19 protein-coding genes are annotated in these 18,324 nt (G+C 56.8%); 13 read left to right on the top strand and 6 right to left on the bottom strand.

Annotated elements, in window-relative coordinates; translation table 11 throughout:
* The first annotated feature begins 14 nt into the window (after positions 1–14).
* The 5 genes from sufC to ABLV08_RS17850 all read left to right on the top strand — a co-directional run bounded on the left by sufC (position 15) and on the right by ABLV08_RS17850 (position 4,739).
* The gene (gene sufC, locus ABLV08_RS17830; RefSeq protein ID WP_015367012.1) at positions 15–761 is read left to right on the top strand and encodes a Fe-S cluster assembly ATPase SufC; all 747 of its coding nucleotides are present in this window, start codon (positions 15–17) and stop codon (positions 759–761) included.
* Positions 736–2,007, top strand: a complete 1,272-nt coding sequence (sufD, locus tag ABLV08_RS17835; RefSeq protein ID WP_045366933.1) for a Fe-S cluster assembly protein SufD — start codon at positions 736–738, stop codon at positions 2,005–2,007. Before sufC ends, sufD begins: the two co-directional genes overlap by 26 nt.
* Positions 2,004–3,224 carry a cysteine desulfurase SufS gene (sufS, locus tag ABLV08_RS17840; protein ID WP_348856091.1) on the top strand — a complete coding sequence of 407 codons (1,221 nt, stop codon included), beginning with the start codon at positions 2,004–2,006 and terminating at the stop codon, positions 3,222–3,224. The genes sufD and sufS overlap by 4 nt, the downstream gene beginning before the upstream one ends.
* Positions 3,225–3,235: 11 nt before the next feature.
* Entirely contained in the window at positions 3,236–3,652 is a 417-nt protein-coding gene (sufE, locus tag ABLV08_RS17845) for a cysteine desulfuration protein SufE (protein WP_015705132.1), read from the top strand.
* A gap of 100 nt (positions 3,653–3,752) precedes the next feature.
* Positions 3,753–4,739 (top strand): L,D-transpeptidase family protein, encoded by a 987-nt coding sequence (locus ABLV08_RS17850; protein WP_020079084.1) that lies wholly within the window; start codon positions 3,753–3,755, stop codon positions 4,737–4,739.
* 60 nt (positions 4,740–4,799) lie between these two features.
* On the opposite strand, the gene ABLV08_RS17855 is transcribed toward ABLV08_RS17850, so the two are convergent.
* On the bottom strand, positions 4,800–5,036 hold the full coding sequence (locus ABLV08_RS17855; RefSeq protein ID WP_002908860.1) for a major outer membrane lipoprotein: 237 nt from the start codon (positions 5,034–5,036) through the stop codon (positions 4,800–4,802).
* Between the two features lie 312 nt (positions 5,037–5,348).
* Positions 5,349–6,761: a pyruvate kinase PykF gene (pykF, locus tag ABLV08_RS17860; RefSeq protein WP_015705134.1), complete on the bottom strand. Its 1,413-nt coding sequence runs from the start codon at positions 6,759–6,761 to the stop codon at positions 5,349–5,351.
* A 137-nt stretch (positions 6,762–6,898) separates the two neighbouring features.
* Here pykF and ABLV08_RS17865 point away from each other — a divergent pair, with 137 nt between their 5' ends.
* Positions 6,899–7,030 carry a hypothetical protein gene (locus ABLV08_RS17865; RefSeq protein WP_161799851.1) on the top strand — a complete coding sequence of 44 codons (132 nt, stop codon included), beginning with the start codon at positions 6,899–6,901 and terminating at the stop codon, positions 7,028–7,030.
* Between the two features lie 235 nt (positions 7,031–7,265).
* Entirely contained in the window at positions 7,266–7,478 is a 213-nt protein-coding gene (gene fumD / locus ABLV08_RS17870) for a fumarate hydratase FumD (protein WP_015367006.1), read from the top strand.
* Between the two features lie 26 nt (positions 7,479–7,504).
* Here fumD and ABLV08_RS17875 read toward each other — a convergent pair whose 3' ends face one another.
* Entirely contained in the window at positions 7,505–8,143 is a 639-nt protein-coding gene (locus ABLV08_RS17875) for a TetR family transcriptional regulator (protein ID WP_015367005.1), read from the bottom strand.
* 127 nt (positions 8,144–8,270) lie between these two features.
* On the opposite strand from ABLV08_RS17875, the gene ABLV08_RS17880 reads away from it, so the two are divergent.
* The 4 genes from ABLV08_RS17880 (at position 8,271) to ABLV08_RS17895 (ending at position 13,171) form a co-directional block, all read left to right on the top strand.
* Positions 8,271–10,121 (top strand): TIM barrel protein, encoded by a 1,851-nt coding sequence (locus ABLV08_RS17880; RefSeq protein WP_348856092.1) that lies wholly within the window; start codon positions 8,271–8,273, stop codon positions 10,119–10,121.
* A gap of 76 nt (positions 10,122–10,197) precedes the next feature.
* The gene (locus ABLV08_RS17885; protein ID WP_015367003.1) at positions 10,198–11,520 is read left to right on the top strand and encodes an MFS transporter; all 1,323 of its coding nucleotides are present in this window, start codon (positions 10,198–10,200) and stop codon (positions 11,518–11,520) included.
* A gap of 15 nt (positions 11,521–11,535) precedes the next feature.
* Entirely contained in the window at positions 11,536–12,372 is an 837-nt protein-coding gene (locus tag ABLV08_RS17890; RefSeq protein ID WP_348856094.1) for a shikimate dehydrogenase, read from the top strand.
* 58 nt (positions 12,373–12,430) lie between these two features.
* Complete coding sequence (locus ABLV08_RS17895) at positions 12,431–13,171, top strand: substrate-binding domain-containing protein (RefSeq protein ID WP_086630961.1); 741 nt, start codon at positions 12,431–12,433, stop codon at positions 13,169–13,171.
* Here the strand turns inward: ABLV08_RS17895 and ABLV08_RS17900 are convergent.
* The 3 genes from ABLV08_RS17900 to ABLV08_RS17910 are packed head-to-tail and all read right to left on the bottom strand — an operon-like array spanning position 13,155 to position 15,956.
* The gene (locus tag ABLV08_RS17900; RefSeq protein WP_015705137.1) at positions 13,155–13,904 is read right to left on the bottom strand and encodes an ABC transporter ATP-binding protein; all 750 of its coding nucleotides are present in this window, start codon (positions 13,902–13,904) and stop codon (positions 13,155–13,157) included. The genes ABLV08_RS17895 and ABLV08_RS17900 overlap by 17 nt on opposite strands.
* Entirely contained in the window at positions 13,901–14,908 is a 1,008-nt protein-coding gene (locus tag ABLV08_RS17905) for an iron ABC transporter permease (RefSeq protein ID WP_348856096.1), read from the bottom strand. Before ABLV08_RS17905 ends, ABLV08_RS17900 begins: the two co-directional genes overlap by 4 nt.
* A complete protein-coding gene (locus tag ABLV08_RS17910; RefSeq protein ID WP_015366998.1) occupies positions 14,898–15,956 on the bottom strand; it encodes an ABC transporter substrate-binding protein in 1,059 nt (352 codons plus the stop codon). Before ABLV08_RS17910 ends, ABLV08_RS17905 begins: the two co-directional genes overlap by 11 nt.
* Before the next feature lie 136 nt (positions 15,957–16,092).
* Here ABLV08_RS17910 and ABLV08_RS17915 point away from each other — a divergent pair, with 136 nt between their 5' ends.
* Both ABLV08_RS17915 and ABLV08_RS17920 read left to right on the top strand, forming a co-directional pair.
* Complete coding sequence (locus tag ABLV08_RS17915) at positions 16,093–16,812, top strand: polyphenol oxidase family protein (protein ID WP_046884222.1); 720 nt, start codon at positions 16,093–16,095, stop codon at positions 16,810–16,812.
* Positions 16,813–16,892: 80 nt separating this feature from the next.
* Positions 16,893–18,296 (top strand): DUF1996 domain-containing protein, encoded by a 1,404-nt coding sequence (locus tag ABLV08_RS17920; RefSeq protein WP_348856097.1) that lies wholly within the window; start codon positions 16,893–16,895, stop codon positions 18,294–18,296.
* The last annotated feature ends 28 nt before the right edge of the window (positions 18,297–18,324 follow it).

Raw genomic sequence — 18,324 nt, forward strand, 5'->3', positions numbered from 1 at the left:
ATTAAGGAAAAAAGATGTTAAGTATTAAAGATTTGCAAGTCGCCGTAGAAGACAAAGAGATCCTGCGCGGGCTGAACCTTGAGGTGCGCCCCGGCGAAGTCCACGCGATCATGGGCCCTAACGGCTCAGGGAAAAGTACGCTCTCGGCTACCCTCGCCGGACGGGAGGATTACGAAGTCACCGGCGGTAGCGTCGAGTTTAAGGGCAAAGACCTGCTCGAACTCGCCCCGGAGGATCGCGCCGGGGAGGGCATTTTTATGGCTTTTCAGTATCCGGTGGAAATCCCAGGCGTCAGTAATCAGTTTTTCCTGCAAACCGCGCTCAACGCCGTACGCGCCTATCGCGGCCTGGAGGCGCTGGATCGTTTCGATTTCCAGGATTTAATGGAAGAGAAGATCAAACTGCTGAAGATGCCGGAAGATCTGCTAACTCGTTCGGTGAACGTTGGTTTCTCCGGCGGCGAGAAAAAACGCAACGATATTCTGCAAATGGCGGTGCTTGAGCCTGAGCTGTGTATCCTCGATGAATCGGATTCCGGGCTGGATATTGATGCCCTGAAGATTGTCTCGGAGGGGGTTAACTCACTGCGTGACGGCAAACGCGCCTTTATTATCGTCACCCACTATCAGCGTATCCTTGATTACATCAAACCGGATTATGTCCACGTGCTGTATCAGGGGCGAATCGTCAAGTCGGGCGATTTCACTCTGGTTAAACAACTGGAGGAGCAGGGCTATGGCTGGCTTACCGAACAGCAGTAACGCGCTGCAGCAGTGGCATCATCTGTTTGAAGCACAGGGCGAAGAACGCACGCCGCAGGCCAATCAGCATTTGCAACAGCTGTTGCGCCTGGGGTTGCCGACGCGCAAACATGAAAACTGGAAATACACACCGCTGGACGCGCTGCTAAGCGGCACGTTTGTTGCGACGCCGGCTACACTCAGCGTGGCGCAGCGCGACGCGCTGGCGCTCAACCTCGACGCCTGGCGGATGGTGTTTGTTGATGGCCGCTTCAGCCCGGCGCTCAGCGACGATCTCACCGCTAGCGGTTTTGACGTTAGCGTTGATAACCAGCGCCAGCATCTGCCGGATGCGGTACAGCCGGAAGTGTTTCTTCATCTCACCGAAAGTCTGGCGCAGACGGTAACCCGCATCGATGTGAAGCGCAATCAGCGCCCGGAGAAACCGCTGCTGCTGATGCATATTACCAGCGGACTGGCCGGCGACGAGCTTAATACCGCTCACTATCGCCATCATCTGGCGCTGGAGAGCGGGGCGCAGGCGACCATCATCGAACACTATATTAGCCTTGATGAGCAGCGGCATTTCACCGGCGGACGCCTGACGATGTCTGTCGCCGACAACGCCCATCTGCAGCATATCAAGCTGGCGTTTGAAAATGGGCAAAGCTACCACTTCGCCCATAACGATCTGCTGCTTGGCCGCGATGCTTCGGCATTCAGCAGCAGCTTCCTGCTGGGCGGCGCGGTGTTACGACACCATACCAGTACCCGTCTGGCCGGTGAAAACAGCAATCTGCGCATTAACTCGCTGGCGATGCCGGTGAAAAACGAGGTCTGCGACAGCCGTACCTGGCTCGATCACCGCGTTGGCTACTGCAACAGCCGTCAACTACACAAAACCATCGTCAGCGATAAGGGGCGGGCGGTATTTAATGGCCTGATTAACGTCGCGAAACACGCGCTGAAAACCGATGGTCAGATGACCAATAACAATCTGTTGTTGGGAAGGCTGGCGGAAGTCGATACCAAACCGCAGCTGGAAATTTACGCGGACGACGTCAAATGCAGCCACGGCGCCACCGTCGGTCGTATCGATGACGAACAGCTGTTCTATCTGCGCTCGCGCGGCATCGAACAACAGGCGGCGCAGCAGATGATCCTTTACGCCTTCGCCGCCGAACTTACTGAAGCCATTAGCGATGACGCGCTGAAACAACAGGTGTTGGCGCGCATTGGCAAGCGCCTGCCGGGAGGGGATGCATGACATTTTCAGTAGAACGCCTGCGCGCCGATTTCCCGGTGTTGAGCCGAGAGGTTAACGGCCAACCATTGGTTTATCTCGATAGCGCCGCCAGCGCGCAGAAACCGGAAGCGGTGATTAACGCCGAAGCCGAGTTTTATCGCCATGGTTACGCTGCCGTCCATCGTGGTATCCATACCCTGAGCGCCGAAGCGACGGCGCGGATGGAGCAGGTACGCCAGCAGGCGGCCGCTTTTCTTAATGCCCGCTCGCCGGAAGAGCTGGTGTTCGTACGAGGTACCACCGAAGGCATCAATCTGGTAGCCAATAGCTGGGGCGGGGCTAACGTCGGGGCCGGCGATAATATTATCGTCAGCGAAATGGAACACCACGCCAATATCGTGCCGTGGCAGATGCTCTGTGCCCGCGTCGGCGCCGAGCTAAGAGTGATCCCGCTCAACCAGGACGGTACCCTACAACTCGATGTTATTTCCGGTCTATTTGACGACCGCACCCGGCTGCTGGCGATAACCCAGGTGTCGAACGTACTGGGGACAGAAAACCCGCTATCGGCGCTGATCCCGCTGGCGCATCAGCATGGCGCGAAGGTGCTGGTGGATGGCGCGCAGGCGGTGATGCATCACCCGGTGGATGTGCAGGCGCTGGATTGCGATTTTTACGTTTTCTCGGCGCATAAGCTGTACGGGCCGACCGGTATCGGCGTGCTGTACGCCAAAGAATCGTTGTTACAGGAGATGCCGCCGTGGGAAGGCGGCGGGTCGATGATTGCCACCGTCAGCCTGAGGGAGGGCACCACCTGGGCGAAAGCGCCGTGGCGCTTTGAAGCCGGCACGCCGAATACCGGTGGAATTATTGGCCTCGGCGCCGCGTTGGACTACGTCAGCGAGATTGGGCTTGAGCAGATCGGCGAATATGAGCAGACGCTGATGCGCTATGCCTTGCAGGAGCTGAAAAAGGTGCCGGATTTAACGCTTTACGGCCCGCAACATCGTTTGGGCGTCATCGCTTTCAACCTCGGGAAACATCATGCCTACGATGTCGGCAGTTTTCTCGATAACTACGGTATCGCGGTGCGTACCGGACACCATTGCGCGATGCCGCTGATGGCGTTCTATCAGGTTCCGGCGATGTGCCGGGCGTCGCTGGCGATGTACAATACGATGGAAGAGGTGGATCGGCTGGTGGCCGGGCTGCAGCGGATCCACAAATTACTGGGTTAAAGGACGCGACTATGGCGGCATTACCAGACAAAGACAAATTGCTGCGCAACTTTTCTCGCTGCGCTAACTGGGAAGAGAAGTATCTCTACATCATTGAACTCGGCCAGCGCCTGGCGCCGCTCAGCGCGGAAGAACACATCGCGCAGAATATTATTCAGGGCTGCCAAAGCCAGGTGTGGATCGTGATGGAGCAGGAGCCATCCGGCGTGATTACCCTACGCGGCGATAGCGATGCGGCCATCGTCAAAGGGCTGATTGCGGTAGTATTCATCCTTTATGACCGCATGACCGCGCAGGATATTAGCGAATTCGATGTACGCCCGTGGTTTGAAAAAATGGCGTTGACCCAACATCTTACCCCCTCCCGCTCGCAGGGCCTTGAAGCGATGATCCGCGCAATTCGCGCGAAAGCCGCAAATCTTAGCTAGAATAAACAGGTAGATTTCATTCTGTTACGTGCGACGAAGGCGAACGCTTTCGTCGCCGCGCAGATCCTGGCGTTTTATCAGCGAAAGAAGGAATCTCAGTATGAAACGCGCGTCTCTCATCGCAATGACCCTTCTCGCAGCTCTGAGCGCGCAGCACGGCGCCTGGGCTGTCGATTATCCGCTTCCCCCAGCCAACAGCCGTTTGATTGGCCAAAACCAATACTGGACGGTACAGGAAGGGGATCGCAACCTGCAGGCTATCGCCCGCCATTTCGACACGGCGGCGATGCTGATTCTTGAAGCCAACGATACGATTGCGCCGGTGCAGCCGAAGCCGGGCACACGGGTCTTAATCCCATCGCAGATGCTGCTGCCGGATGTCCCGCGTGAAGGCATTGTCGTCAACCTGGCCGAGCTGCGGCTGTACTATTTCCCGCCGGGGCAAAATCAGGTGCAGGTTTATCCGCTCGGCATTGGCCAGTTGGGGCTGGAAACGCCGGAGATGACCACCCGTGTCGGGCAGAAAATCCCTAACCCGACCTGGACGCCGACTGCCGGTATTCGCGCGCGCTCGCTGGAGAAGGGCATTAAGCTGCCGCCGGTGATCCCCGCCGGGCCCAATAACCCATTAGGCCGCTACGCGCTGCGACTGGCCTACGGTAACGGCGAGTATCTTATCCACGGCACTAATGCGCCTGATAGCGTCGGGCTACGGGTGAGTTCCGGCTGTATGCGAATGAACGCTGACGACATCAAGGCGCTGTTCAGCCAGGTGCGCGCCGGCACGCCGGTACGGATTATCAATCAGCCGGTGAAGTTCGCAGTAGAACCCGATGGTAAACGCTATGTAGAGGTCCACAGGCCGCTTTCGCAAACTGAAGGGGAAAATACCCGGACAATCTCTTACACGCTTCCTGCCGCGTTTCACGCCTTTTCTGACGATAAAGCGGTGGATGACCTGCAGCTGAAAAAAGCGCTGTCGCGAAGAGCGGGCTATCCGGTGGTGGTTTCTGAAGGGGCGGGCAGCGCGACGACCGAGCTGTCAGCGCAGAATAGCCAGCAGAATGACACTAAACTGACGCAGTAGGGGAAAACAACAGGCAAAAAAAATGGCGCACAATGTGCGCCATTTTTATTACCAGAACTCTTACTTACGGTAAGAGTGAGCCTGGTTGTCCAGACGCTGGTTAGCGCGAGCTGCGTCGTCTTTAGCAGCCTGAACGTCAGAACGCATTGCGTTCACGTCGTTGCTCAGCTGGTCAACTTTAGCGTTCAGAGTCTGAACGTCAGAAGACAGCTGATCGATTTTAGCATTGCTGGAGCAACCAGCCAGCAGAGTAGAACCCAGGATTACCGCGCCCAGTACCAGTTTAGTACGATTCATTATTAATACCCTCTAGATTGAGTTAATCTCCATGTAGCGTTACAAGTATTACACAAACTTTTTTGGGATGAGAATATTTTTTTTATCCGAATGCACTTATTTTTGATCGTTCGCTCAAAGAAGCATCGAATTCGTAGATCTAGTTTAAAAAGCGCTGTGAAAACAGAAGGCTTCCATCGGATTCATCTTAGATAATCTCTTATTAAATAGTAAAATCCGATTTGCATTTTTATTAAGAACAGCTAGTGAATGAATAAAAAAAAGCGCCCCGACTGGAGCGCTTTAAAAAAAGATAAAATAACCTGTAAATTATTACAGCACGTGCACGGAGGCTGTGTTAGTGGTGCCGCTTGGAACCAGCGCGCCGGAAACCATCACAACCACGTCGCCTTTACGCGCCAGGCCGCTCTGCAGCGCCAGCTCTTTACCCAGGTGGTAGAAATCATCAGTAGAGGCGATCTCTTTCACCAGCTGCGGTACTACGCCTTTGCTCAGGACTAACTGACGGGCGGTGGTTTCGTTGGTGGTCAACGCAAGGATAGTGGCGTCCGGGAAGTATTTACGCACGGCGCGTGCGGATTTACCGCCCTGGGTGGCGACGACAATCAGCGGCGCTTCCAGTTTCTCAGCGGTTTCAACTGCGCCGCGGCAAACCGCTTCGGTGATGCGCAGTTTACGGTTGTCGTTGTTGTAATCCAGACGGCTGGTCATCACGCGGTCGGTACGCTCGCAGATGGTCGCCATAATGGTAACGGCTTCCAGCGGGTATTTACCTTTCGCGGATTCGCCGGACAGCATAACGGCATCGGTGCCGTCGAGGATGGCGTTAGCGACGTCGCCTGCTTCAGCGCGGGTCGGACGCGGGTTTTTGATCATGGAATCCAGCATCTGGGTCGCGGTGATAACGACTTTGCGCGCGCGGATACATTTTTCGATGATCATCTTCTGCGCGAAGATAACTTCTTCTACCGGGATTTCAACGCCCATATCACCACGAGCAACCATGATGCCGTCGGATGCTTCGAGGATTTCGTCGAAGTTGTTCAGGCCTTCCTGGTTTTCGATTTTAGAGATGATCTGGATGTTTTCGCCGCCGTGCGCCTTCAGGTGCTCGCGGATTTCAACCACGTCAGAACGCTTACGGATAAAGGAAGCGGCTACGAAATCAACGCCTTGCTCACAACCGAAGATCAGGTCCTGCTTGTCTTTTTCAGCCAGCGCCGGCAGAGCGATAGAGACGCCCGGCAGGTTAACGCCTTTGTTCTCGCCGAGGTCGCCGTTGTTCAGCACTTTACAGATAACTTTGTTACCTTCGATCGCGGTCACTTCCATGCCGATCAGACCATCGTCGACCAGTACGGTGTTGCCGACGCTCAGGTCGGTGGTGAAGCCTTCGTAGGTCACCGCAACGATTTCATTGTTGCCGACCACGGACTTGTCAGTGGTAAAGGTAAAGGTCTGGCCCGCTTTCAGGGAGACGTCGTTACCGCCTTCCAGCTTGATGGTGCGGATTTCCGGCCCTTTGGTGTCCAGCAGGATTGCGGCTTTCTTACCGGTTTTGTTCATCACATTGCGCAGGTTCTGGATGCGCTGACCGTGTTCCGCATAGTCGCCGTGAGAGAAGTTCAGACGCATGACGTTCATGCCCGCGTCCAGCATTTTGGTCAACATCTCTTCGGATTCGGTTTTCGGACCGATGGTGCAAACAATTTTGGTCTTTTTCATGACAGTCTTAGTCTTTAAGTTGTGAAGGATATGGAAATCTCGCTCCGGGGGCGCACTGCCGCGGAGTCAAACCTGTGTTACGAAAGTTGCAATGCCACGCTCTAAGGATAGGTGACAACAAAAGAGCGTGCAGAAGAATGTGTGCTGGCGGTTCAGCCCATGAAAAGTGGCAATGTTTTGTACGTTTTTTTGTGCAGTCCAATGCGCTGAAACCATTCAAGAAAGAATCGAGGCGCATTATACGCTGCCGAAACGAAAAAGGAAAATAAAAACGGCGTTTCATTTTTAGTGTGATTAATGTAACAAAATTCACACGATTCGCTCGCGAAGCTGCAACACACTTTTGCCGCAGCGGATCAGATTAAACGGCGTTTTATGATATTTACAAACCTATTAAAGGCAGTAAAACGCTTCATTGAGTGGAAAAAAATAGCGCAGTTTGCTTTATTATAAAATCGTATCAATAATGAATTGATTGATAATGATAATTTACGAGTCTTAATAATGGGAAATAAAGCGAAAGACGACGAACTCTATCAGGAAATGTGCCGCGTAGTGGGTAAGGTGGTATTGGAAATGCGCGATCTTGGTCAGGAGCCGAAACATATTGTTATTGCCGGTGTCGTACGCACCGCGCTGGCAAATAGCAAAATTGAACGTTCAGCGCTCACCCGCGAGGCGATGGAAAGGGTGATTCACGCGTTGTCGGGGCACTAAACCCCGCGCCCCGACATAAGTAATGCTTAAGAGATAACGAACCGAATCACCGCTTTTACCGCAATCTCGCAGTGGTGTGAAACCATTGCTTCATCGTCGATTTCAGGCAGCGGATCGTCGAGATACAGGCTGCTAAAAGTATAAAAATTCGATACCTGATAGAAGCTAAAACTACTGATCAGCCGATGCACGTCGCGCGCCTGCAGACCGGCCTGGAAAATCCCCTGTTGCTGGCCGCGTTGCAGAATATCTTCGATAATCGACAGCGCGGTACGGTTCAGCGGTTTCAGCTCCCCGGAACCCTTCAACCACTTGCCGCGCTGCATGTTTTCCATACAGATAACTCGCATGTAGTCGGCGTGAGTGGCGTGATAGCGCACGCTCCATTTCACCAATTGCACCAGCGCCTCGACCGGCGGCAGGTGCTCCAGCCCCAGCTGTTGTTCCGTTTCACGGATCCGCGCATACACATGTTGCAGTACCGCCTGGTACAGCTGCTCTTTGCTCTTGAAGTAGTAGACCACCATGCGCTTGGTGGTTTGCGCCTCGATGGCGATCTGCTCCATACGCGCGCCGGGGAGGCCATATTCGGCAAACACGGTGATGGCGGCGGCAAAGATGCGCTCTTTCAGGGATTGTGCTTCATCATGAGCAACGAGGGACATAACGACTCCTTTTTCTATGGAGACAAAAAATACACATAATGATCACAATTTAGCAACCAAATCTGGCGCATGTGAACCAAATGATACATAGTCAGTGCTCATGTCGAATGATGACCCGAGGACTCTTATGTTGCGTTCCATCGCTACCGTCTCGATATCCGGAACTTTACCCGAAAAGCTGCACGCTATCGCCGCGGCCGGTTATCAGGGCGTTGAAATCTTTGAAAACGATCTGCTCTATTATACGGGCACGCCGCGCGATATTCGCAACCTTGCCGCTGAATTAGGGCTAAAAATCACCCTTTTTCAACCCTTTCGCGATTTCGAGGGCGCCAGCCGCGCGCAGTTTGCCGCTAACCTGCAGCGGGCGAAGCGGAAATTCGCCCTGATGCATGAACTGGGTTGCGATACCATGCTGCTCTGTAGCAACGTCCAGCCGGACTGTTCGGCCGATATCGAACTGCAGGTCGCCGACCTGCGCGCGCTGGCCGATCTCGCCGAGCAGGAGGGGGTTGTCATTGGCTACGAAGCGCTGGCGTGGGGTACTCACGTTAACCGCTGGCGTCAGGCATGGGAACGGGTGCAGCGGGTTAACAGCCCGGCGATGGGCATCGTTCTTGATAGTTTCCATATTCTGTCGCTCGGTGATGATCTACAAGGCCTTGCCGAGGTGCCGGTTGAGAAAATCACTTTCCTGCAGCTGGCCGACGCGCCGTTGATGAAGATGGATGTCCTCGAATGGAGCCGTCATTTCCGCTGCTTCCCTGGCCAGGGACAACTGCCGCTGGTGGATTTCGCCTGTGAACTGACCCGCTGCGGCTATCGCGGACCCTGGTCGCTGGAGATTTTCAATGACGGCTTTCGCGCCTCGCCCACGGGTGCCACGGCGAAAGATGGCTATCGTTCGTTGCTGTGGCTCGAAGAGCAGACCCGTCGGCAGCTTGCGGATAGCGATGCGGAGTTATTTTCGCCACCTGCGCTACCGCACTATGACGGCCTGGAGTTTATTGAATTCGCCGCCAGTCCGGCGGAGTCTGTCGCGCTTGGCCAGCGCCTGGCGCAGTTGGGTTTTAAGCTCCAGGGCAAGCATCGTTCCAAGCAGGTTGCGCTCTGGCGTAATGGCGAGGCGCGGGTGATTGTTAACGCGCAGCCGCACAGCTGGGCCGACCATTTTCATCAGCGCCACGGCATCTCGTTGTGCGCAATGGCGCTGCGGGTTAGCCACAGCGCACCGGTTGTGGAGCGCGCCCGCGCCTACGGTTATGCCACCTGGCAGGGGGATGCCGGTCCTAATGAGAGTTCGATCCCGGCGGTTTGCGCCCCGGATGGCAGCCTGATCTACCTGGTTGAAACCGGTGACGACATCTACGCCCGCGATTTTCATTTGCAGGCAGACGCGCCGCGCGACGACTACTGCGGTATTGACCATCTGGCGTTAGGCATGGAGGCCGATAGCCGCGACAACTGGATTATCTTTTTCCGTACGGTTTTCGGCTTCAGTCTCGAACACGAACAGACGTTGCCCGACCCATACGGCCTGGTGCGCAGCCTGGCGGTTCATAGCCCGCAGGGCGATATCCGTCTGGCGCTGAATATTTCGCAAAGTCGAGCCACGCAGATAGCGCGTTCGGTCGCCTGTTATCAGGGCGCCGGGCTACAGCACGCCGCTTTTGCCTGCCGCGATTTACCCGCAACGCTCGAAAATCTGCCGCAGGCCGCGCTGAACGCGCTACCGATCCCGGCGAATTACTATGAGGATCTGCTGGCGCGCTTCGGTGGAGAGTCGCAGGTAGAGACGCTGCAACGCCTGCAAATTCTCTACGACCGTGATACCCGCGGCGGCGAATTCCTCCACCTTTATACCCGTCCATTCGCGGCGGGGCGTTTCTTCTTCGAATTGACCGAACGGCGCGACGGTTACGCCCAGTACGGCGCGGTAAATGCCGCCGTCCGCCTTTCGGCGATGCAGTACAGTTAAACGTAGCAAATGGTTCACAACACAACATCGCAAACACAATAACAACATTCATCTGTACTCAAGACAGGAAACGACTATGAACTCTTATAGCCATAACCAGGCGACGGCGGCGGATACCGCGACCACCGCGCCTCGCTCCCGGCGGCGTATCGGGATCCTGGCGCTGCTGGCCGTCGGCACGATGATTAACTATCTCGACCGCACGGTGCTCGGTATCGCCGCGCCGAAACTGACCGCCGAGCTCGGCATTGATGCCGCCATCATGGGAATTGTCTTTTCGGCCTTTGCCTGGACCTACGCGCTGGCGCAAATCCCCGGCGGTATTTTCCTCGATCGTTTCGGCAATAAGGTGACCTATTTCCTCTCATTGGCGCTGTGGTCGCTGTTCACCTTATTTCACGGTATGGCGATTGGCTTGAAAACGCTGTTGCTGTGTCGCTTCGGGCTTGGCGTCAGTGAAGCGCCCTGTTTTCCGGTCAACAGCAGGGTAGTGAGTACCTGGTTTCCACAGCAGGAGCGCGCGAAGGCCACGGCGGTCTACACCGTCGGTGAATATCTCGGGCTGGCCTGTTTCTCGCCGCTGCTGTTCTGGATTATGGGCAGCTTCGGCTGGCGCGCGCTGTTTATCAGCGTCGGGGTTGTTGGCATCCTGTTCGCGCTGGTCTGGTGGCGTTGCTACCGCGAACCCCATCAGGACAGCCGCCTGAGCGACAGTGAACGCGAACATATTCTTCGCGGCGGCGGACTGGCTAGCGCGCAGCAGCAGCAAAACGCTTTTAGCTGGCCGCTGGTGCGCCAGCTGTTGGCAAAACGACAGGTGATTGGCGCCAGCGTCGGTCAATTCGCCGGTAATACCGTGCTGGTCTTCTTTCTGACCTGGTTTCCAACGTACCTGGCGACCGAGCGACACATGGCGTGGTTGAAAGTAGGCTTCTTCGCCATCTTGCCGTTTCTCGCCGCGGCGGGTGGCGTGCTGTTTGGCGGCTGGCTCTCCGACAAGCTGCTGAAAGCCACCGGTTCGGCCAATCTGGCGCGTAAGCTGCCTATCGTCGTCGGGCTGATGATGGCCAGCAGCATTATTTCCGCCAACTGGCTGCCGAGCGACCTGGCGGTGATCCTGATGATGTCATTTGCCTTCTTTGGCCAGGGTATGGTTGGCCTCGGCTGGACGCTAATCTCCGATATCGCGCCGCAGGGGATGGGCGGGATAACCGCCGGTATCTTTAATTTCTGCACCAATCTGGCGGGGATCCTCACGCCGCTGATTATCGGTTTTATCGTTGCCGCTTCCGGTAGTTTTTTCTACGCGCTGGTCTATATCGGCGGCGCGGCGCTGCTTGGCGTAGTGGCCTATCTGTTTATTCTTGGCGATGTCAAACGCATCGAACTTTCGCAGTAACAACAGGAGTAGGGCATGATCATTAGTGGTCATACGCGGCTGATAGCGCATCTTGGTTATCCGACCGCCAGTTTTAAAGCGCCGATGATTTATAACCCATGGCTGGCCCATTGCGAGGCGGACGTCAAAGTGGTGCCGATGGGGGTGAAGCCGGAGGATTACGCGGCGCTGGTGCCAGCGCTGTTTTCCATGACTAACATCGTCGGAGCGCTGGTCACCATGCCGCATAAAATGGCTACCTGCGGGCTGGTAGACCAACTGAGCCCGACGGCGGCAATCGCCGGCGCCTGCAATGCCATCCGCCGCGAAGACGACGGCAGCCTGCGCGGCGATATGTTCGATGGCGAAGGCTTTGTGCTGGGGATTAAGCGCAAGGGCTTTCAACCACAAGGGGCGAGGGCGCAGGTGTTCGGCTGCGGCGGCGTCGGCTCGGCGATTGCCGCATCGCTGGCGGCCGCAGGGGTTAGTACCTTGACGCTGTTCGATACCTCTTTATCCGCCGCCGAGGCGCTGGCGCAGCGGCTGCATCAGCACTATCCGCGTCTGGAGATCGTTCTGATGCAGCGCGATCCCGCCGCGCAGGATCTGGTGGTCAACGCCACGCCGCTGGGCATGAAAGCGGATGATCCGCTACCGCTGGACGTTTCGCGCCTGTCGCCGCGTACCTGGGTCGGCGAGGTGGTGATGAGCGTTGAATATACTCCGCTACTGCGGGCGGCGCAGGCGCTGGGGTGTCCGATTCAGCGCGGTACCGATATGCTGTTCGAAATGATTCCGGCCTATCTCGAGTTCTTCCAGCTGCCGGTGGCGACGCCGGAACAGCTGCGCGAACGGGCGGAAATTCGCTACTGAATCAACAAAAAAGGCGTTATCCTGGCGCTATATTTTCATCTTTATAGCGATTCGTGTGATGACCACTTCATTGACCCTGCTGGCGGCGGGAAGCCTGAAAAGCGCTTTCCTCCCGCTGCTGGCGCGATTTCAGCAGCTTAGCGGCATTCAGGTCGAGGCGCAGTTTGGCCCGGCCGGCCTGCTGCGCGAACGCATTGAAGGCGGCGAACGCTGCTCGCTGTTCGCCTGTGCGAATACCGAACACCCTCAGGCGCTGCTGCAAGCCGGGCTTGCGATAAAATGCTGTTCGTTTGCCGCTAACCGACTGATGCTGACCGTGCGCCGCACGCCTGATACCGATCGCGCTGACTGGCTGGCGTTACTGCACGATTCTCGGCTGCGGCTGGCGACCTCGACGCCGGGCTGCGATCCTTCCGGTGATTACACCTGGCAGCTTTTTGCCCGTCTTGAGGCCAGCTATCCGGGCCTCGGACGGACGTTGATGGCCCGGGCGCAGCAGCTGGTCGGTGGTCGGGCGTCGCTCACTGTGCCGTCGGGCGCTACCGCAGGGGCATGGCTAATTGGCGAAGACTTTGCCGATCTGTTTATCGGCTACGCCCACTATGCGGTTCAGATGACGGAGAGCGCGCAGTTTCGCACGTTACTCATTCCCGAGCCGTGGAATATTCGCTGCGAATATCAGCTGGCAGAAATTGAGGAGAGCGCCGCCGCGCGGCAGTTACGGCGCTTTATCACCGCTGAGGAAGGGCAGAATTTTCTGCGCGCGGCAGGTTTTTTGGCCGTTAACGATGGATCGTAAACTGCGGCGCCAGTAACGGCACCGCGCTACCGGGATGATCGATTTTGTGGACCGGCAGCCCGTAGGCGCGCCGGAGGTTTGTCTCGCTGAGCACCGCGAACGACTCTCCCGCCAGCCATTCGCCGCCGGGCAACAGCAGCAGGGTATGGCTGGCGACCTGCAGGGCGTGAGTCGGATCATGGGTGGTGAACATCACGGTGCGCTTCTGCCGATGAGCAAGGTCGCTAATCAGCTGTAACACAATCTGTTGATTGGCCAGATCCAGCGCTGAGCAGGGTTCGTCTAACAGGATATTCTGACTCTCACTGACCAGCGCGCGGGCAATGAGCGCCAACTGCTGCTGTCCGCCGGACAGGGCGCGAAAAAGCCGATTGGCCAGCGCGGCGATCCCCAACTGCGCCAGCGCCTGTTGAACCTCCCGTTCATCTTCCGGCCCCGGCTGCGCGAACAGATCGACGTGGCGGGCGCGCCCCATCAGTACTACATCGCGTACCTGCCAGCCGAATGCCGGACGAAACGACTGCGGCACGATGGCGATGCCGCCTTCTACGCTAAACTTTCCGCCGAGCGGCGGCAGAACGCCGGTCAGGGTATCCAGTAGTGTACTTTTGCCGCGACCGTTGGCGCCCAGTATCGCCCAGATTTGCCCGTGACGGCACTGCATTGATAGTGGGGAGAAGAGCGGCTGACGATGGCCATAGCGCAGGGTGTCCAGTGATAATGAAATGTTCATTGGGCCACTCCGCGGCGTTGGGACCGAATGAGTAAAAGGGTAAACAGCGGCGCGCCGAGCAGGGCGGTAATAATGCCAATCGGAATCTCCGCCTGGGTTAAGGTGCGCGCCAGGTCGTCCACCACTACCATAAACGCGCCGCCGAGCCAGAATGCCGTTGGCAGCAGTCGGCGGTGATCGGCACCAACCAGCAGTCGCGCCAGATGCGGAATCACCAGCCCGACCCAGGCGATGCTGCCGCTGACCGCGACCTGGGCGGCGACCAGCACCGCGCTGCAAACCAACACTCCGCGGCGCAATGTGGTCACCGAAACGCCAAGACCGCGCGCATCTTTATCATCCAGCGCCAGCAGGTTGATACGCCAGCGCAGCTTTAGCAGGATAGCGGCGGCGGCGGCGACCGGCAGCGCCATGGACAGCACTTTATGCCAGTTAGCGGTGGCAAAGCTGCCGAGCAGCCAGAAAACGATATTCGGCAGGGTTTCTTCCGTGTCGGCAAGGTACTGCATCAGGCTGACCAGCGCGGCAAAGAAACCGCTGAGAATAATGCCGGAAAGGATCAGCGCTAGCGTGTTTTCATGCCCTTGCAGCCTGGCAATCAGATAAACCAGCGCCAGCGCGGCGAGGCCGAAGAAGAAGGTACACCCCATCATCGATATGATGTCAAAACCCAGCAGGATCGCCAGCGTGCCGCCGAAGGCGGAGCCGGAGGTCACGCCGATGATATGCGGGTCGACCAGCGGGTTGTGGAATACGCCTTGTAAAGTCGCGCCGCATAGCCCCAGCGAGCCGCCGGCCAGCAGCGCCATCGCTACCCTGGGAAGCCTGACTGACCAGACTATCTGCCCGGCGATGCCGCTATCGGGCGCGCCATGCGTAAGCTCATGAAAGACCTCATTCAGGCTGAGGTGGTACTGCCCCAGGCATAGCGAAGCGATAGCGATAAACAACGTCGCCGCCGTTAGCCCGCCGTGCAGCAGGGCCCAGTGAAGGTTACTGCGCATTCGGCGTCCATTTCACGCGGTAGAAGCGTTGATAGTAATCCTGCGCTTTCGCATCGACATCGACGTTCCGGTAGCGGGAAGGATAGAGCTTTTTCGCCATCCACAGTTCGCCTATCGCCAGCGCTTCCGGCATTGGGTAGCCCCAGGCCTTGGCGTATTCCGGCATCAGCCATACCCGGTGGTTTTTCACCGCGTCTATCGCTTGCCATTGCGGGTCGTTTTCAATCTGTTTGACCACCTGCGGATAGCGGTCCTGGACGAAGATCACCTCAGGGTTCCACTGCAGAACCTGTTCCAGCGAGACCTGACGGGCACCCTTAACCGTCGCGGCCGCAACGTTCAGCGCCCCGGCATGCTTCATCATCAGACCGGTATATTTGCCGGAGCCGTAAGTGTTGAGATCTGGATTGGCCATGTACACGCGCACCCGCTGGCTGTCAGGGATACCGGCGACCGGAGCGTTAGCTTCTGCCCGCGCCGCAAAGGTGTAATCAATCAGCGCTTCGGCCTGGTTTTGGCGTTCGACGACTTCGCCAATCAGGCGGATCCCCTGTTTAAGCCCGTCGTTATAGGCCTGCTCTTCATTGGCCATTGTCGGGTTCATTTTGTTTTTCTCGCCCGCCGCGTCCTGACGCAGGGATATCGCGACGACCGGAACCCCGGCGTTTTGGATCTGCTGGATCATCGCCTGCGGCGCGTAATTGGCGACGAACACCACCTGCGGATGCAGCGCCAGCAGGCTTTCGATATTGACCTGAGTTAAATCGCCCGGCGTCGGCAGATTTTCAATAGCGGGCATAAAGCGGACAAACTGCGGCCCGAGCTGTTTTTTCCAGCTGCTTAACACGCCGACGATATCGTCGCCGGCATTCAACTGGACCAGGAGATTTAGCGTCTGGTGCTGCAGGACGACCGCGCGGGTGATGTGGTCCGGCAGCGTAACCTGGCGGCCCAGTTGGTCGGTGACGGTGCGGTCGGCAAAGGCCTGGCTGGTGAACAGGCTGGCGCTGAACAACGTTAGCGCCAAAAGTAAACGGTGTGGTGACATGGATTAACCCGATTGGATAAGAATAAGCGATATATATTAAATTATATAGCGATACCGGGAACAAAGCATCCACATCTTGCGTATCGAGCGGCTTTGACCTACGGTAAATCCACCACCAATCCATTCATGCGCCGTTATGTCTTATCCATCCCGCTTATTAAGTGATATCCCCGGTATTCGTTACGCTTTTCTCGATGTGCACGAAACCGCCGCTTTTCCGTACAGCGAAATGGCGCCGGTTAAGCTGGTGCACGGCAATGTTGTTCATCATTATCAGGGGCCGCAGGCAGAGCGGCCGCATGCCGATGCTGTATTTACGGCTCTGCGTGGGCAAAAGGTCGGCGTCGTCACCGCCGACTGTTTACCGCTGTTAATGGCCTCGCGGGATGGGCGCTATGTTTGCAGCGTGCATGCCGGCTGGCGAGGAGCGGCCAGCGGCATTATCGAAAACAGCCTGGCGCTATTTCGCCAGCATCAGGTGGCGATAGAAGACGTTGTGGTGGTCTGCGGGCCGCATATTCACGCCTGCTGCTATGAGGTTTCGGCCGAGTTTTATCAGTTGCTGTTGACCATGCCGGCGGGCAAGCTGGCAAAACGGTACAATGACGAGCTGTTTCATCAGCGCCTCGCCCCGCCAGAAACCGGGCAAGCGCAGGCGACCGGGAACGATAATCTGTGGTTCGATCTCCGCGCGCTGGCGCAGCGGGTGCTGCAACAGGCCGGGGTGGCGGCGGAAAATACCGAATGGCTGGGAAGCTGTACCTACTGCACGCCGCAGGCGCTCGGCTCGTACCGTCGGCGCACCCATTTTCCGGCGGCGAAAACCTTCCAGTATTCATGGATTATGCGCGAATGAGATAAAATGATGTTTGCTGATGTGTAACATTGGCGCACGCTTGCTATCTCTACGGTCCTTCAAACAAGGAGGATCGTAAAATGAAAGCTAACTCAGTTGTACTGGCCCTGACCCCGCTGCTGGCCGCCAGCGCTTTTTCCGCCCATGCAGGACCGCAAGCCCAGGCGGTATGCGGTTACAGCCACACTCTTGGCGACGACGCGATTATGATGTTCGGTATGCCAAACCAGGCGATGTGGCATGATTTCTTCGGCAATACCCACACCGACGCGGTCTCAACTTATCAAACCCTGCGCGCGCAGCCGGAAACCACCTGTGATAACAAGGCCGATAGTTCTGCCTATTGGGCGCCGTCAATGAAGTTGCCGGATGGACAAATTGTCACTCCGGCTTATCAGAAAACCTATTACCAGGCGACCAAAGTCGAACAGTATCCGCTGCATCCTTTCCCGTCGGGGTTAGAGCTGCTGGCTGGCGACCACCACGGCACTGCGCCGAGCTCACGGATAACCTTCCTGTGCGCTAACGGTAAAGGCTATAGCAACAAGGCAGGTGAGGTTTGCGGCCTACGTAAAGCGGGCGACGCGGTGCAGTTTAATATCGGTATTCAGTTCCCCAACTGCTGGGATGGCGTCAACCTGAAGCCGAGCCACGGTCACAGCAACGCCGCCTATGATGTCAACGGTGCCTGCCCGGCCGACTATCCGGTAAAAATCCCGACGGTTAATATGAATATCGCCTACGTGCTGCCGCAGATTAAATCACTGGACACGGCGAAAATTGAGCTGTCGATGGACCCGGTTATGAAGGGCGATAAACGTGAAGAGAAGTGGGGCAGCATCTATACTGCCCATGCTGATTTCATGAACGGCTGGACGGTCGAGGGCGCGCACTTCATGACCGAACACTGTATGAATGAAGGCATGGATTGCGGGACCAACGTGCCTTATAGCTTCTCGCTGGCGGAAGAAAACGCGGTGGTCGAGAGCGCGCAGCCGAATGTTAACTTCGGGGCGCCTGGAGCGCTGCAGATTTCCGATAACTGGAAGAACGGTGGCCGTACCAGCAACCCGGAAACCCTGACCCTGGTGAAGTTTAAAATCCCGGTGCTGCCGAAAGATCAGGATGCGTCGCTGTTTAAATATCGCCTGCGTCTGTACGGCGGCAAAGTGGAAACTAACGGCGCGGATCAGATCTTCTTCTACCCGGCCAGTAATGACTGGAGCGCGGTGAGCGTGACCTGGAAGCATCGCCCGACCTGCAGCTACAACTCTGATGCTCAACTGTATCTCAATTCATCTCGTGAGTATCGGATGGTGGATATCGATAAAGCAGTGCGTAAGGCGCTGGCGGAAGGGAAAACCGAGATCTCCTGGTACATCGGCGGCGACCGTCAGGGCAACCACTATCAGTTTGACGCCGCAGCGGCGCAGAAGCAGCCGATCCTGATGCTGGTTGGCTTTAAAACCACCCCGGAAATTTAATTTCCAATAAAGGTAAGCTATTCCCGGT

Origin of the sequence: Klebsiella sp. CN_Kp088 (genome assembly GCF_040064335.1) — a bacterium.
In the GTDB taxonomy this organism is placed as follows: domain Bacteria; phylum Pseudomonadota; class Gammaproteobacteria; order Enterobacterales; family Enterobacteriaceae; genus Klebsiella; species Klebsiella aerogenes.

Bases quoted from the DNA above. Each gene is read 5' to 3' on its own strand.
- ABLV08_RS17855 (WP_002908860.1), bottom strand. From the start codon at position 5,036: ATGAATCGTACTAAACTGGTACTGGGCGCGGTAATCCTGGGTTCTACT.
- ABLV08_RS17915 (WP_046884222.1), top strand. From the start codon at position 16,093: ATGTCTTATCCATCCCGCTTATTAAGTGATATCCCCGGTATTCGTTAC.
- ABLV08_RS17890 (WP_348856094.1), top strand. From the start codon at position 11,536: ATGATCATTAGTGGTCATACGCGGCTGATAGCGCATCTTGGTTATCCG.
- ABLV08_RS17880 (WP_348856092.1), top strand. From the start codon at position 8,271: ATGTTGCGTTCCATCGCTACCGTCTCGATATCCGGAACTTTACCCGAA.
- ABLV08_RS17920 (WP_348856097.1), top strand. From the start codon at position 16,893: ATGAAAGCTAACTCAGTTGTACTGGCCCTGACCCCGCTGCTGGCCGCC.
- sufS (WP_348856091.1), top strand. From the start codon at position 2,004: ATGACATTTTCAGTAGAACGCCTGCGCGCCGATTTCCCGGTGTTGAGC.
- ABLV08_RS17905 (WP_348856096.1), bottom strand. From the start codon at position 14,908: ATGCGCAGTAACCTTCACTGGGCCCTGCTGCACGGCGGGCTAACGGCG.
- ABLV08_RS17885 (WP_015367003.1), top strand. From the start codon at position 10,198: ATGAACTCTTATAGCCATAACCAGGCGACGGCGGCGGATACCGCGACC.
- ABLV08_RS17865 (WP_161799851.1), top strand. From the start codon at position 6,899: ATGTGTGCTGGCGGTTCAGCCCATGAAAAGTGGCAATGTTTTGTACGT.
- ABLV08_RS17875 (WP_015367005.1), bottom strand. From the start codon at position 8,143: ATGTCCCTCGTTGCTCATGATGAAGCACAATCCCTGAAAGAGCGCATC.
- sufE (WP_015705132.1), top strand. From the start codon at position 3,236: ATGGCGGCATTACCAGACAAAGACAAATTGCTGCGCAACTTTTCTCGC.
- ABLV08_RS17910 (WP_015366998.1), bottom strand. From the start codon at position 15,956: ATGTCACCACACCGTTTACTTTTGGCGCTAACGTTGTTCAGCGCCAGC.
- fumD (WP_015367006.1), top strand. From the start codon at position 7,266: ATGGGAAATAAAGCGAAAGACGACGAACTCTATCAGGAAATGTGCCGC.
- sufC (WP_015367012.1), top strand. From the start codon at position 15: ATGTTAAGTATTAAAGATTTGCAAGTCGCCGTAGAAGACAAAGAGATC.
- pykF (WP_015705134.1), bottom strand. From the start codon at position 6,761: ATGAAAAAGACCAAAATTGTTTGCACCATCGGTCCGAAAACCGAATCC.
- ABLV08_RS17900 (WP_015705137.1), bottom strand. From the start codon at position 13,904: ATGAACATTTCATTATCACTGGACACCCTGCGCTATGGCCATCGTCAG.
- ABLV08_RS17850 (WP_020079084.1), top strand. From the start codon at position 3,753: ATGAAACGCGCGTCTCTCATCGCAATGACCCTTCTCGCAGCTCTGAGC.
- ABLV08_RS17895 (WP_086630961.1), top strand. From the start codon at position 12,431: ATGACCACTTCATTGACCCTGCTGGCGGCGGGAAGCCTGAAAAGCGCT.
- sufD (WP_045366933.1), top strand. From the start codon at position 736: ATGGCTGGCTTACCGAACAGCAGTAACGCGCTGCAGCAGTGGCATCAT.